The organism is Corallococcus sp. M7 (assembly GCF_054512695.1).
Genome location: NZ_CM137252.1, coordinates 6,403,758 through 6,417,789, shown reverse-complemented (window position 1 = coordinate 6,417,789; position 14,032 = coordinate 6,403,758). Strand labels below are relative to the sequence as shown.

Sequence of the window (14,032 nt, the reverse complement as noted above, 5' to 3'; positions counted from 1 at the left end):
ATGTCGGAAGTGAAGCAGCTGCAGGAGGGCGAGGGGGGGAATGAGGAGGAGCAGCCCGCGGAACGCCGGCGCTCCAAGACGATGTCGCGCAAGGAGATGGCGCGCGACCTGCGCCGGCGCAGGCTCGCCGGTCAGCTGGACCCGGAAGAGGCGGAGACCCTCAAGCTCGTGGACGAGCAGCGGCCGCGCACCCGCGCGGACTGCATCAACGGCCCGCGCCCGTGCCTCTTCGTGTCCTGCAAGCACAACCTCTACCTGGACGTGAACCCGGAGACGGGCTCCATCAAGCTCAACTTCCCGGACAAGGAAATCACCGAGCTGGAGCACACCTGCGCCCTGGACGTGGCGGAGAAGGGTGGCATCACGCTCGAGGAGGTGGGGGAGATCATGAACCTCACCCGCGAGCGCATCCGCCAGGTGGAGACGCGCGGCCTGATGAAGCTGCGCGAGGCCACGGAGGCCGAGCCTCCTGTGTCCGCTCGCAAGCCCTAGAGGGCAGGGCACTGTTTCGCTTCAGGGCCTGGGGTGACGTGTTGCGTTGACACCCCAGGGGGTGGTTGCTAGGACCCGCGCCACCCCCACCCATTGCGAGGCGCACACGTGCTGGCTCTCCTGAGCGTTTCCGACAAGCGCGGTCTGGTCCCCTTTGCCCAGGGCCTGGTGCGGCTGGGCTACCGGCTGCTCTCCACGGGCGGCACCCTGGAGGCCCTGAAGGCCGCTGGCATCCCCGCCACCCAGGTGTCCGAGCACACGCAGAGCCCCGAAATCCTCGGCGGCCGCGTGAAGACGCTCCACCCCCGCATCCACGGCGGCATCCTCGGCCGGCCCGACCTTGCGAGTGACAAGGCGGAGATGGCGGCCAACCACATCGAGCCCATCTCGCTGGTGGTGGTGAACCTCTACCCGTTCCGCCAGACGGTGGCGTCCGGCGCGGGCGAGGACGACGTCATCGAGAACATCGACATCGGCGGGCCGGCGATGGTCCGCGCGTCCGCGAAGAACTTCAAGCACGTGGCCATCGTGGTGGACCCGGACGACTACGCGCCGGTGCTCGCGGAGATCGAGGGCCAGAAGTCGGTGGGCCTGGAGACGCGGCGCCGGCTGATGCGCAAGGCGTTCGCGCACACGGCGGCCTACGACGCGTCCATCTCCGGGTGGCTGTCCGGCGAGGCCCAGGAGCCCTTCCCCGAAGAGCTGTCGCTCGCGTTCCGCAAGGTGCAGGGCCTGCGCTACGGGGAGAACCCGCACCAGCGCGGCGCCTTCTACAAGGAATACGCCGCGCCGAAGGAGCCGTCCGTCGCCTTCGCCAAGGTGCTCCAGGGCAAGGAGCTCTCGTACAACAACATCCTGGACCTGGACGCGGCCCTGGGGCTCGTCCTGGAGTTCCCGGAGAAGCCCTGCGCGGTGGTCATCAAGCACAACACCCCGTGCGGCGTGGCGGTGGATGACGCGCTGGAGAAGGCCTACCGCACCGCCCGCGCGGTGGACGAGGTGAGCGCCTTCGGCGGCATCGTCGCCTTCAACCGGGAGGTCGACGAGGCCACGGCGAGGGCCATGGCGGAGACGTTCCTGGAGGCGGTCATCGCGCCGTCGTACTCGGCGGTGGCGCTCCAGGTGCTGGCCGGGAAGAAGAACCTGCGCCTGCTGGAGGCGGGCCCCGCGCTGGCGTCCCCCACGGCGGCGCCCCGGCCCCAGGTGGACGCGCGCAGCGTGTCCGGGGGCATGCTGCTCATGGACCGGGACGCGGTGGAGCCGCCCCTGGAGTGGAAGGTCGTGTCCAAGCGCGCCCCCACGCCGGAGGAGGAGCGGGCCCTGCGCTTCGCCTGGAAGGTGTGCAAGCACGTGAAGAGCAACGCCATCGTCTTCGCGGCGCCGGCGCAGCTCCTGGCCCAGGGCGGCGGGCAGACGAACCGGGTGGACTCCGTGCGCATCGCGATGACGCGGGGTGGCGAGGCCCTCAAGGGCAGCGCCGTGGCCTCGGATGCCTTCTTCCCCTTCCGGGACGGGCTGGACGAGGCGGCCCGGGCGGGGGCGACGGCGGTCATCCAGCCGGGTGGGTCCGTCCGGGACGCGGAGGTGATTGCCGCCGCGGATGAACATGGGATGGCCATGGTGGTGACGGGAGTGCGACACTTCCGCCACTAACTTCATGCGCATCGTCTGCCAGAAATGCGCGGCGGCCTACGCGATCGACGATCGGTTGATCACGCCCAAGGGTGTCCGCGCTCAGTGTCCCCGCTGCCGTCACCTCCAGCTCGTGAAGCGGGAGGCCTCGGCCGCGTCCGTGACGGCTCCCGCTGAAGGGGCCGTGCCTTCCGCTGAGCCGAAGCCGCCCGCGGCCGCACCGGCGCCTCCGGTCGCGCGCGAGCCCCGGAGCAATCCGGCCGCCGCGGCGAAACCGTCCGCGCCCCTGGCCGCGCCGAAGGCGCCTCCGAAGTCGGACCTCTTCGGGGACTTTGGCGAGATGCCGGAGCTGGGACCGCCGGGGAGCGTGGACCCGTTCGCGGACCTGGGGCCTCCCGCGTCGCAGGTCTCCGGGGGCCTTCCCTCGGACCCGTTCGCGAACCTGGGCCCGTCCTCGCCCAGGCCGGCGCCCGCCGCGAAGCCCGGCCCGCCGGTGCCCGACGCGCCTGGCATGGCGGCTCCGGCGCCGTCGGCTCCCGCGAAGCCCGCGCCCGCGTCCGCCGCGGCGGACCCGCTGCTCGACTTCCTGGGCCCGGCTCCCGGAGGCCTGGAGCCGGAAGCCCCGCAGGCGCCCGGGCGGCCCTCCTCGCCTCCCGCCGGAGCGGTGTCGCTGGGCCGCATGTCCGCCCGCGCTCCCGCGCCGGTCCTCCCGAAGCCGGAGACGCACACGAACTGCCGCTCGTGCGGCAAGGACCTGACGGACCCCTTCGACCAGGCCCTGGGCATCTGCGAGGCCTGCAAGCAGCGCGAGGCCGCGTTCCCCCGCGAGTCCACCGTGGTGGTGGCACCCGAGGTGGCCCCGCCTCCGTCCGACGGCGGCCTGGTGGAGCTGCCGATGATGGGCGGCCTGGATGGCGCCGCGTCCGAGGACGAACCCCGGTCCGAGGGTGCCACGGCGCTGGCGCCGGATTCGCGCGTGAGCTCGGTGAGGCCCGCGCGCACGTCGCACATCACGGCCGCGCCGGTCCGCAGCGCGCAGCGTGGCGGAAGCGGCGGCGGCAGCCGTGCGGGCATCTTCGGCCTGCTGACGCTGGCGGTCCTCGGGGCCGGTGGCGCGGGCTACTACTTCCTCGTGCACAAGCCCCAGCAGGAGCAGCGCGTCCGGGACGCGCAGCCCGCCGCTCCGGCCGCGGTGCCCCAGGAGGTGCTGGCCGCGGTGGGCCGGTGGAAGCTCCAGTTCCTGGAGCTGGAGGGCACCAGCGCGGAGCACCTGGCCGCCGGCCAGAAGCAGCTCGAGTTGGACCAGCGCGTCGCCTACGCGGAGGCCGAGGAGTCCTTCCAGCAGGCCTTGCTGCTCGACCCCCGCAGCACGGACGCCATCGCCGGGTACGTGCAGGCGCTGGCGCTCGGGCGCGGTCCGGGCATGGACGACAACTCCTTCCAGGAGGCGCGCGAGCTCATCGAGGCCGCGACGGGCATGGCCGGAGAGACGCCCGCGCTGCTCGTCGCGCACGCGAACCTGCTGCTGGCGCGCTCGCGTCAGGCCGGCAACCTGGAAGAGGCGGCGCGGCTGGCGACGGAGGTGCTGTCCCAGCCGAAGGCCGCGGACGCCTACAAGGCCGAGGCGCACCTGGTGCTGGGCCGCTCCCACGTGGCCACGTCGCGCGAGCTGGCGAACCAGGAGTTCGACGCCGCGCGGAAGCTGGCGCCGAACCTCCAGCGCGTGGACTACTACAGCGCGCTCGCGCACGAGCAGGCCGGCCAGTACGGACTGGCGCTCAAGCAGTTGCGCCAGCGGATGGAGCTGGATCCGCAGGACTGGAACAGCCTGGACGCCGCCGCCCGCATCTACGTGGAGGTGGGGGAGACCGCCCGCGCGCGCAAGCTGTACGAAGACCGGCTGAAGGCGAAGGCGGGCGACGTGCGCGCCTCCCTGGCGCTGGCGGTGCTGCGCTACCAGGCGGAGGGCAACGCGCGCGAAGCCGTGCGCGCGCTGAAGGACCTGACGAAGAACGCGTCCCGCTACGGCCCGCGCGACGCCTCCGAGATCTTCAGCCACCTGGCCGCGGCGGAGCGCACGGCGGGCAATGACGCCGGGGCGGCGACCGCCGCCGCGGCGGCCCTGAAGGTGGTGCCGGCGATGCCGGAGGCCCACCTGCAGTGGTTCATGGTGGCGCTGGCGCAGAAGGACGCGGCGCTGGCCCGTGAGCACCTGAAGGGCTTCCAGGGCCGGCTGGAGGACGCGGCGCTGGAGAAGGTGCTGGAAGGGCGCGTGCACCTCCTGGAAGGCGACGTGGCCGGAGCCCAGCAGCGCTTCCAGCAGGCGGTGCGGCTGGACGACCGCCGCATGGACGCGAAGCTCCTGGAGGGCGTGGCGGCGGCGAGCGCGAAGAAGCGCGACGAGGTCTTCCGCCTGTTCTACCCGGTGCTGGAGGCGCGCGAGTGGGATCCGCTGCGGCTGGCGCCCCGGCCCGCGCTGTCGCGCTTCTGGCTGCGGCCGGGCGACACGCTGGTGGGCGTGGAGAACGTGGTGAAGTCCCTGGGCGACCGTCCGGAGGACGTGCAGCCCCTGCTCTACGAGGCCCTGGTGCGCTTCCATCAGGGGGACCGGCAGACCGCGGAGCGGCTGTTGCAGTCCGTGGTGGAGGTGAACGCGAACAGCGGCGGTGCGCAGGCGTACCGGGCGCTCATCGCGCTGGACACGAGGGGGCCGCAAGCCAGGAACCTGGCGGAGCGCGCGGTGGGCGTCGAGCGCGGCCTGCCGGTGGCGCGCCTGTCGCTGGGCCTCGCGCAGGCGGCGGACGGGGACGTGGCGGTGGCGATGCGCACGTTGCAGTCCGCGTTGGACGTGGCGCCGAAGATGCTGTCCGCGCAGACGAAGCTGGCCGAGCTGCTGATGAAGTCGAAGCCGCAAGAGGCGCGCGCGGTGCTGGAGAAGGTGGTGGGGTTGGATCCGTCCTACTTCCCGGCGAAGAAGCTGCTCTTCAAACTGGACGAGCGAGGTTGACGTGAAGGTCCTGTTGCTGGGGTCGGGCGGCCGCGAGCACGCGCTTGCGTGGAAGCTGGCCCAGAGTCCTCGTCTGTCGCGGCTCCTCGTCGGCCCGGGCAACCCGGGCACGGCGCGGTGGGGCACCAACGTGCCGCTCCAGGCGGACTCGCCGGAGGCGGTGGTGTCGCTGGCGCGCCGCGAGCGCGTGGACCTGGTGGTGGTGGGCCCGGAGGCGCCGCTCGTCGCGGGCGTCGCGGACGCGCTGGCGCAGGTGGACATCCCGTGCTTCGGCCCCGTCGCGGCGGCCGCGCGCATCGAGGGCTCCAAGGCCTTCGCCAAGGAAGTGATGGATGAGGCGGGCGTGCCCACCGCGGCCTTCCGCGTCTTCACGGACGCGGCGGAGGCGGAGGCGTACGCCGTGGCGCAAGGCCGCATCGTGGTGAAGGCGGACGGCCTGGCCGCGGGCAAGGGCGTCATCGTCGCGCCAGACGCGAACGCCGCGCGCGAAGCGGTGCGCGCCGTGGCCCAGATGGGGCAGGCGGGCCAGCGGATGGTGCTGGAGGAGCTGCTGGAGGGCGAGGAGGTCTCGCTGATGGCCCTGTGCGACGGCGAGCGCTACGTGCTCCTGCCGCTATCGCAGGACCACAAGCGCGTGGGCGAGGGCGACACGGGCCCCAACACCGGCGGCATGGGCGCGTACTGCCCGGCGCCGTTCCTCACCCCGGAGCAGCTGGCGAAGGTGGGCGAGCAGGTCATCGCGCCCACGCTGGCGGTGCTCAAGAAGCGCGGCACGCCGCTGCGTGGGGTGCTGTACGCGGGGCTGATGCTCACGGCGTCCGGCCCGAAGGTGCTGGAGTTCAACGCGCGCTTCGGCGACCCGGAGACGCAGGTCCTGATGATGCAGGTGGACGAGGACCTGCTGCCGCTGATGGAGGCGTGCGCGAAGGGGACACTGGAGCCCCGGCCGCTGAAGCAGTTCCCGGGCGCGTCGGTGGGCGTGGTGCTGGCGGCGGAGGGCTACCCGGAGGCGCCGAAGAAGGGCGCCCGCATTGAAGGGCTGGACGCGGTGGCGTCGAACGCGCCCGTGTTCCTGGCGGGCGTGGCGAAGCAGGACGGCGCGCTGGTGACGGCGGGCGGCCGGGTGCTGACGGTGTGCGCCCGGGGCGACAGCCTGGCGACGGCGCGCGAGCGGGCCCTGGAGTCGGCGGACGCCGTGCGCTTCGAGGGCAAGCACTTCCGCCGGGACATTGGCGCGCGGGGGCTGCGGGCGCGGCCGTGAAGCTGCTGGCGCGCTACCTGCTCAAGGAGCTGCTCGTCCCCCTGGGTGTGTGGGTGGCGTTCATGTTCCTGCTGCTGTTCGTGATGCAGTTCCTGCGCGGCACGGACGTGCTGCTGGGCTCGGCGGTGACGCTGGTCGACCTGGGCCGGCTCATCGCGTACCTGGCGCCGCACTTCCTGGTGATGGCGCTGCCCATCGCGTTCCTGCTGGCCATCCTGCTGGGCCTGGGGCGGCTGGGAGAGGACCGCGAGCTCACGTCGCTGCAGGCCCTGGGCATCAGTCCCATCCAACTGCTGGCGGCGCCGCTGGGCGTGGGCATCGTGCTGAGCGCGTTCATGGTGCTGCTGACGTCCACGGTGGAGCCGTGGGGCCTCACGGGCGTGAAGGACCTGGTGGGCGAGGTCATCCAGAAGAACGTCGCGGGCGACGTGAAGTCCGGCGTCTTCTACGAGGACCTGAGTGACCTGACGCTGTACGCGCAGAAGGTGGCGCCCAAGGGCGGCGGGTGGACGAACGTGCTGTTGCACGACGACCGCGACCCCAGCTCGCCGCTGCTGGTGCTGGCGCACAAGGGCAGCGTGGGCACGTCCGAGCGGGGCGAGGCGCTGCGCATCGAGTTGAAGGAGGGTGAGGTGCACCGCGCCAACCGCTCCTCGGTGGACGCGAGCGTCGTCGCCTTCGAGAAGGCGGAGATCAACGTGGGGCTGGGCGGGTCGCTGTCGCGGCGCAACCGGTTCCGCTCGCCGAAGGAGGAGCTGACGCCGGCGGAGCTGCTGGCGGCGGCGAAGGACGCGGAGGAGCGGCGCGAGGACTCGCGGCCCTTCCTGATGGCGCTGCACAGCCGGATGGGCAACGCGGTGGCGCCGGTGGCGTTCGCGCTCCTGGGCACGCCGCTGGCGATTGGCCGCAGGCAGGCGGGTCGCGCGTGGGGCTACCTACTGACGCTGGGCGGCTACGTCCTCTACTACCTCCTGAGCCGCGCCTTCGAGCAGATGGGGCAGAAGGGCCAGATGCCGGTGTTCGTCGCGGGGCAGCTGGCGAACGTGCTCTTCATGGCGGTGGGGGCGTTCGCGCTGTACCGCGTGACGCGTTCGGGAACGGTGCGATGAAGGGCACCCTCTTCCGGTACGTGGTGGGCGCGTACGTGCGCTACACGCTGGGCATCCTGGCGGGCGTGGTGGCGGTGTTCCTGGTGGTGGACTTCGTGGACCGCGCGAAGGCCTACGGTGGCGAGGGCTGGGTGTGGGACGTGCTCAAGCTCTACGGCTACAAGGCGCTGGTGACGGTGCAGCAGTTGGGGCCGGCGGCGCTGCTCCTGGCGGCGGGCACCACGGTGTCCGCGCTGCGCAAGAAGGGCGAGGTCACGGCGCTGCGAGCGCTCACCTTCGGGCCGGCGGCGCTATACCTGCCGGTGGGTGTCTGCGCGCTGGTGGCGTGCGTGGGGCTGGTGGTGTTCGACGAGACGGTGGCCGCGCGAGCGGGCCGGCGCGTGGATGAAATCACCACGCAGCGCTTCAACCGCTGGGGCGACTGGCGGATGTATTACACGCCGAAGCAGTGGTTCCGGCGGGGGGACTCCATCTTCTTCCTGCGAGGCGGCAACCCGCAGGAGGGCTTCGAGAACGTTTCCATCTTCACGCTGACGCCGGAGTTCAAGCTGCGCCGCCGCGTGGACGCGGGGCGGATGCGCTCGTTGGAGGGCACGCGCTGGGAGCTGACGGACGTGGTGGAGCGCACGTTCACGGAGGACGGACGCACGTCCGTGACGCAGCAGCCGGCGGCGGAGTACGAGCTGGGCGTGGGGGCGACGACGTTCCGCATCCGGCCCGGCCGTCCGGAGCAGATGCGCCTGGGAGAGCTGGGCGAGCAGATCGTCGCACGAGCGGAGGTGGGGCTCGCGACGAAGGCCTTTCAGCTCGCATGGCACAACCGCTTCGCGTACCCGCTGGCGGGGCTGCCCGCGGCGCTGCTCGCGGTAGGCCTCGCGTTGCGGACGAACCGGCGAGGACATCTGACGGCGGCGGTGGTGGAGGGCCTCCTCATCGCCGTGGCGATGTGGGGCCTGATGGTGGTGTCCCGCACGCTGGTGCTCACCGAGCGCCTGGCGCCCGCGGTAGCGGCCTGGATGCCCACGACGCTGCTGACCCTCGTCGCGGCGGCCCTGTGGCTGCGCCGCGAAGGCCTGCTGCACCTCCCGCGCCGAAGCGTGACGCCGCAGGTCTGAGCCCCCAGGGACACCGCTCCGGCCCGGAGCGCTCAAAACCTGTCCGACAGTCGGACAGGTTTGCGCAGGCCGCCGCCCACCGACCGAGGGACCAGCGGGGTTCCCACTTCCCCGCAGGGTGAGTGGGATTCGGCCCCGGAGGGGCAGGGGGCTTCAACCGCGAAGGAGTCGGCGCGTATGGCGGGCGATCTGAACCTCCTCATCACTTGGCAGCACGCGCACCGGACACGGTGACGCGTCGGTCGTGATGACTTCCTCGCTCGCTTCGTTCCGCCGCGCGTCCAACTGGATACCCAGGTGGCCCAACTTCGCGCATACGCCCTCGCGGACCTGCGCGCTGTTCTCCCCGATGCCGCCCGTGAACACGAGCAGGTCCAGTCCGCCGAGCACCGTCGCATAGGCACCCACCGTCTTCGCGATGCTCCGCGTGAAGACGTCCACCGCCAGCGCAGCCGCCGCGTTGCCCGCTGCCGCGTCGCGCGTGAGGGCCTGCATGTCGCTCGTCCCCTCCGACAAGCCCCGGAGCCCGCCGTCGTGGTTCACCAGTTTCTCCAGTGCATCCGCGTCCATTCCGCCCGTGCGCATCAGGAACAGCAGCACGCCTGGATCCAGGTCGCCCGTGCGGGTGCCACTAGGAATTCCACCCGTCGGTGTGAAGCCCATGGAGGTATCCACGGAGCGTCCGCGCTCCAGCGCCACGAGGCTCGCGCCGTTGCCCAGGTGGGCCACCACGGTGCGCGCGGGCACCTGGGGTTCCAGCCTCGCCACGATGGACTCATACGACAGGCCATGGAAGCCGTACCGCTGCACGCCCTGGTCCCTCACGGAGCGGGGCAGGGGGAACGTCGACGCGACTTCCGGCAGCGTCGCGTGGAAGGCCGTGTCGAAGCAGACGAACTGCGGCACGCCTGGGCACTGCCGCTCCGCGGCCTGGATGAGCCGGAGCGCCGCGGGAATGTGCAGCGGCGCGAAGTGCGTCGCCTCTTCCAGCGTCCTCATCACTTCCGGCGTCAGGGCCTGGTGCTGGCGCAGGTGGGGACCGCCGTGCACCACGCGGTGTCCGATGGCCTGCGGTTGCTCTCCGCCCAACTCCTTCAGGTGCCGCACGGCCTCGCGGAGGGCGTCCTCCTGCGACGGATGCCGCATCTCCACCGCGCGCACCTGCTTCCCCGCGCCGTCCTTCACGACCAGCCGGCCCTGCTCCGCGCCGATGTGGGTCGCGCTGCCCTTGAACCGCACTGCTTCCTGTCCACCCTGTTCGACATAGAGGCCGAACTTCAGCGACGAAGAGCCGCTGTTGATGACCAGCACCGCGTTCGAATCACTCATCGCGCGCTCCACTTCCAGTCGGCCACCTCGGGCATGTCCTCGCCGTGCTCCGACACGTAGAGCTTGTGCCGCTGGCGCACCTCGGAGAAGCGCTGCTCCGCGTCGTCCAGCCGGTGCCTCGCGGCCTTCGAGTGCCGGATGGCATCCAGCGCCAGGGTGAAGCGGTCCATGTCGTTGAGCACCGTCATGTCGAACGGCGTCGTCGTGGTGCCCTCTTCCTTGAACCCGTGCACGTGGATGTTGCCGTGGTTGGCCCGGTTGTACGTGAGCTTGTGCACGAGCGTGGGGTAGCCATGGAACGCGAACACCACGGGCTTGTCCGTGGTGAACAGGCGATTGAAGTCCTCCTCGTTGAGCCCGTGCGGATGCACATGCACGGGAGCGAGCGTGAAGACGTCCACCACGTTGACCACGCGCACCTTGAGCTCCGGGGCCCACTCGCGCAGCAGCGTCACCGCGGCCAGCGTCTCCATGGTGGGCACGTCACCCGCGCAGGCCATCACCACGTCCGGGTCGCCGTCGTCATTGCCCGCCCAGTCCCACGCGCCAATGCCCGCCGAGCAGTGGCGCACCGCGCTCTCCATGTCCAACCACACCGGAGACAGCTGCTTCCCCGCGATGATGAGGTTCACGTAGTTCTTCGAGCGCAGACAGTGGTCCGCCACCGACAAGAGCGTGTTCGCGTCCGGCGGCAGGTAGATGCGCACCGTGTCCGCCTTCTTGTTGGCCACGTGGTCGATGAAGCCCGGGTCCTGATGGGAGAACCCATTGTGATCCTGCCGCCACACGTGCGAGCTGAGCAGGTAGTTCAGCGACGCGATGGGCTTGCGCCACGGCAACTCCTTCGCGCTTTTGATCCACTTGGCGTGCTGGTTGAACATCGAATCGATGATGTGGATGAACGCCTCGTAGCAGGAGAAGAAGCCGTGGCGTCCGGTGAGCAGGTACCCCTCCAGCCAGCCCTGGCAGAGGTGCTCGCTCAGGACTTCCATCACGCGGCCGTCGACGGAGAGGTTCTCGTCCGTGGGCTCCTGCTTCGCGTCCCAGCTCTTGCCGCTGACGGCGTACACGTCCTGGAGCCGGTTGGACGCGTTCTCGTCCGGGGCGAACATGCGGAAGTTCTTCGTCGGCAGGTTGTGGCGCATCACGTCCCGCAGGTAACCGCCCAGCACCCGGGTGGCGCTGACCTGCTTGGAGCCGGGCGCGCCCGGGTCGACCGCGTAGTCGCGGAAGCCCGGCAGCACGAGCGGCACCAGCAACTGGCCGCCGTTCGAGTGCACGTTGACGCCCATGCGCAGCCGGCCCTTGGGCGCGATGTCCGCCAGCTCCTCGCGGAAGGTGCCATTCGCGTCGAACAGCTCCCGGGGCCGGTAGCTGTGGAGCCATTCTTCAAGGATCTTCAGGTGCTCGGGGTTGTTGCGTACCTCCTCCAGCGGCACCTGGTGCGCGCGCCACGTGCCCTCCACGGGCTTGCCATCCACCACCTTCGGGCCCGTCCACCCCTTGGGGGTGCGCAGCACGAGCATGGGCCAGCGCGGCCGGGTGGGGTCGTTCTTCTCGCGGGCGTGGCGCTGGATGCGGGTGATCTCCGCGTAGAGGGTGTCCAGCACCTGCGCCATCCGCTGGTGCATGTCCTTGGGGTCGTCGCCCTCCAGGAAGTAGGGCGTGTAGCCGTAGCCCTTGAAGAGGGCCTCCAGCTCGTCATGGTCGATGCGGGCGAGCACCGTGGGGTTGGCGATCTTGTACCCGTTGAGGTGCAGGATGGGCAGCACCGCGCCGTCGGTGATGGGGTTGATGAACTTGTTGGAGTGCCAGCTCGCGGCGAGCGCGCCCGTCTCCGCCTCACCGTCGCCAACGACGCAGGGGACGATGAGGTCCGGGTTGTCCAGCACGGCGCCGTACGCATGGAGGAGCGCGTAGCCCAGCTCACCGCCTTCGCTGATGGAGCCGGGGACCTCCGGCGCGTCGTGGCTGGGGACGCCGTAGGGCCAGGAGAACTGGCGGAACAGGCGCTTCATGCCGTCGCGGTTGCGCTCGATGTTGGGATACAGCTCCGTGTAGGAGCCTTCGAGGAACGTGTTCGCGATGATGCCGGGCGCGCCGTGGCCGGGGCCAATGAGATACATCATGTTGGCCCGGTGGTTCCGGATGATGCGGTTCAGGTGGACGTAGATGAAGTTGAGGCCGGGCGTCGTGCCGAAGTGGCCCAGCAGGCGCGGCTTGATGTCCTCGCGGGTGAGGGGCCGCTCCAGCAGCGGGTTGTCCTTGAGGTAGATCTGCCCGACGGACAGGTAGTTCGCCGCGCGCCAGTAGGCGTCGATCTTTCCAAGCTCCTCGTCACTCAGCGGACCCGCCATCTTTCATCTCCCGAGGTGTAGGCCGTACGCATCCCCCGGGGGGCATGGGACCCCAGCTGGCCCACGTCATGCAATGTCTGTGATGCGAAAAGTCGGGCGCGTCGGTTTCCCGACAGCACCTCGGCCTTCGCGCGGCCGTCGTGTTTACCGCAAGTCCTGTCACCGTCGAATCACATTGGCAGCCATCGGCACGCATCCCACCGTCCCTTGCTTTCCGTCTGACAAGGAGTTGGGCCATGCGTATGCGATTCGGGTGGATTCTTGCGGGCTTGTCGTTCGTGGGCTGTGGGGCGGCACAGGACATGGAGCCGCCCACGGCCCGGGAGCAGCAGGTCCAGGCGCAGGCGTGCACCCCCGCCATGGCGGCCACCAAGGTGAAGGACTTCCTTTCGCCGGGAGATCCATTGCCGTCGCCGTACCGGCCCATTCCCGAGTGGCTGACGAACGTCGCGGGCACGCTGTACTTCACCTCGGATCCCTACCAGGCCACGGCGGCGCTGTGGCGCAGTGACGGCACCACGGTGGGCACCGTGCCGGTGAAGGAGTTCCCCTCCGCGGGCTTGAACTACCGGGACTTCGCCTCCCTCACGGCCGTGGGCTCGCGGGTCTTCTTCACGATGAACGACCCGACGGTGGGCTCCGAGCTGTGGGTGAGTGACGGCACCTCGGCGGGGACCCGGCTCGTCAAGGACATCACTCCGGGCGCTTCGGGCTCACTCCTGTCGAACCTCACCGCGCAGGGTGGCGCGTTGACCTTTTTCCGGCGCGAGGGGAGCGCGGTGGAGCTGTGGCGCTCGGACGGCACGGCGGCGGGGACGTACCGGCTGGTGGACTTCGGCTCGGGATCCTCCCTGGCCTACTCCACGCTGCGCGCGGGAGGCGCGCTGCAGTTCTTCCTCCAGGACGCGACCCAGGGCACGCGCCTCTGGCGCACGGACGGAACGGCGGCGGGCACCTGGCTCGTCAAGCGCGTGGACGCGGGGGTTCCCCTCGTGAGGGCGACGCGCACCCTCGCGAGCGGCACCGGACTGTTCACGCTGGACGACTCCTCCGGGACGGAGGTGTGGCGGACGGATGGGACGGTGGCGGGCACGGTGCGCCTGGACACCTTCGGCAAGCAGGCGTGGCTGCTGGGCTCGCTGGGCTCCTACGTCTACCTGTCCACGCTCACCGACGATGGCGAGCGGTTGAAGCTGAACCGCCTGTCGCTCTCCGGAGGTGGGAAGACCCCGGTGACGACCCTGCCCAATCCCTATCCTGGCCAGCCGGACAACACGCCCTACGTGCAGTCCTCGCAGGAGGCAGGGGGCAAGCTCTACCTGTCCATGGCGATCAGCTCGCCGGGCCCCGCGCCTCGCGAGGTCGGGCTGTGGGTGACGGACGGCACGGCGGGAGGGACGCGGCAGCTCAGCCGGGAGCTCACCACGGCCGACGAGTACAGCTCGCCCCTCTTCGACACGGGCTCCGGCACGCTGCTCTTCAGCTCCTTTGATGGCGACCTGGGGCTCATGCCGCAGGTGACGAATGGCACGCCCGCGGGCACGGGGCGCGTCACCACCTCTAGCCCGGGAGGCGACAGGCCCGAGGAGTTCACGCGCGTGGGCAACAGCATCTACTTCCGGGCGTACTCCGGCGTCTGGGGGAGCGCGCTGTGGTCCGTGCCCGCCACCGTGACCTGTACGCCGCTGAGCGCCAGCGCGAAGTGACCGGCCGCTGAGCGTCAGCGCAAT

General features: G+C 70.7%; 9 protein-coding genes. 7 read left to right on the top strand and 2 right to left on the bottom strand.

Annotated elements, in window-relative coordinates; translation table 11 throughout:
- The 6 genes from ACX114_RS25740 to ACX114_RS25715 all read left to right on the top strand — a co-directional run bounded on the left by ACX114_RS25740 (position 1) and on the right by ACX114_RS25715 (position 8,616).
- Positions 1-492, top strand: coding sequence for a sigma factor-like helix-turn-helix DNA-binding protein (locus ACX114_RS25740; protein WP_014397952.1), 492 nt, complete (start codon positions 1-3; stop codon positions 490-492).
- A 108-nt stretch (positions 493-600) separates the two neighbouring features.
- Positions 601-2,145 carry a bifunctional phosphoribosylaminoimidazolecarboxamide formyltransferase/IMP cyclohydrolase gene (purH, locus tag ACX114_RS25735; RefSeq protein ID WP_459288726.1) on the top strand — a complete coding sequence of 515 codons (1,545 nt, stop codon included), beginning with the start codon at positions 601-603 and terminating at the stop codon, positions 2,143-2,145.
- Between the two features lie 4 nt (positions 2,146-2,149).
- Entirely contained in the window at positions 2,150-5,131 is a 2,982-nt protein-coding gene (locus ACX114_RS25730) for a zinc-ribbon domain-containing protein (RefSeq protein WP_459288724.1), read from the top strand.
- A 1-nt stretch (position 5,132) separates the two neighbouring features.
- Positions 5,133-6,392, top strand: coding sequence for a phosphoribosylamine--glycine ligase (gene purD, locus ACX114_RS25725; protein ID WP_459288722.1), 1,260 nt, complete (start codon positions 5,133-5,135; stop codon positions 6,390-6,392).
- Positions 6,389-7,501, top strand: coding sequence for an LptF/LptG family permease (locus tag ACX114_RS25720; RefSeq protein ID WP_459288720.1), 1,113 nt, complete (start codon positions 6,389-6,391; stop codon positions 7,499-7,501). The genes purD and ACX114_RS25720 overlap by 4 nt, the downstream gene beginning before the upstream one ends.
- Positions 7,498-8,616: an LptF/LptG family permease gene (locus ACX114_RS25715; RefSeq protein WP_459288718.1), complete on the top strand. Its 1,119-nt coding sequence runs from the start codon at positions 7,498-7,500 to the stop codon at positions 8,614-8,616. Before ACX114_RS25720 ends, ACX114_RS25715 begins: the two co-directional genes overlap by 4 nt.
- Positions 8,617-8,769: 153 nt before the next feature.
- Here the strand turns inward: ACX114_RS25715 and ACX114_RS25710 are convergent, their stop codons facing one another.
- Both ACX114_RS25710 and ACX114_RS25705 read right to left on the bottom strand, forming a co-directional pair.
- On the bottom strand, positions 8,770-9,945 hold the full coding sequence (locus tag ACX114_RS25710) for an acetate/propionate family kinase (RefSeq protein ID WP_459288716.1): 1,176 nt from the start codon (positions 9,943-9,945) through the stop codon (positions 8,770-8,772).
- Positions 9,942-12,302 (bottom strand): phosphoketolase family protein, encoded by a 2,361-nt coding sequence (locus ACX114_RS25705; protein WP_459288715.1) that lies wholly within the window; start codon positions 12,300-12,302, stop codon positions 9,942-9,944. Before ACX114_RS25705 ends, ACX114_RS25710 begins: the two co-directional genes overlap by 4 nt.
- A gap of 236 nt (positions 12,303-12,538) precedes the next feature.
- Between ACX114_RS25705 and ACX114_RS25700 the strand changes: the two genes are divergently transcribed.
- Positions 12,539-14,008, top strand: a complete 1,470-nt coding sequence (locus ACX114_RS25700) for an ELWxxDGT repeat protein (protein WP_459288713.1) — start codon at positions 12,539-12,541, stop codon at positions 14,006-14,008.
- Positions 14,009-14,032 lie beyond the last annotated feature (24 nt).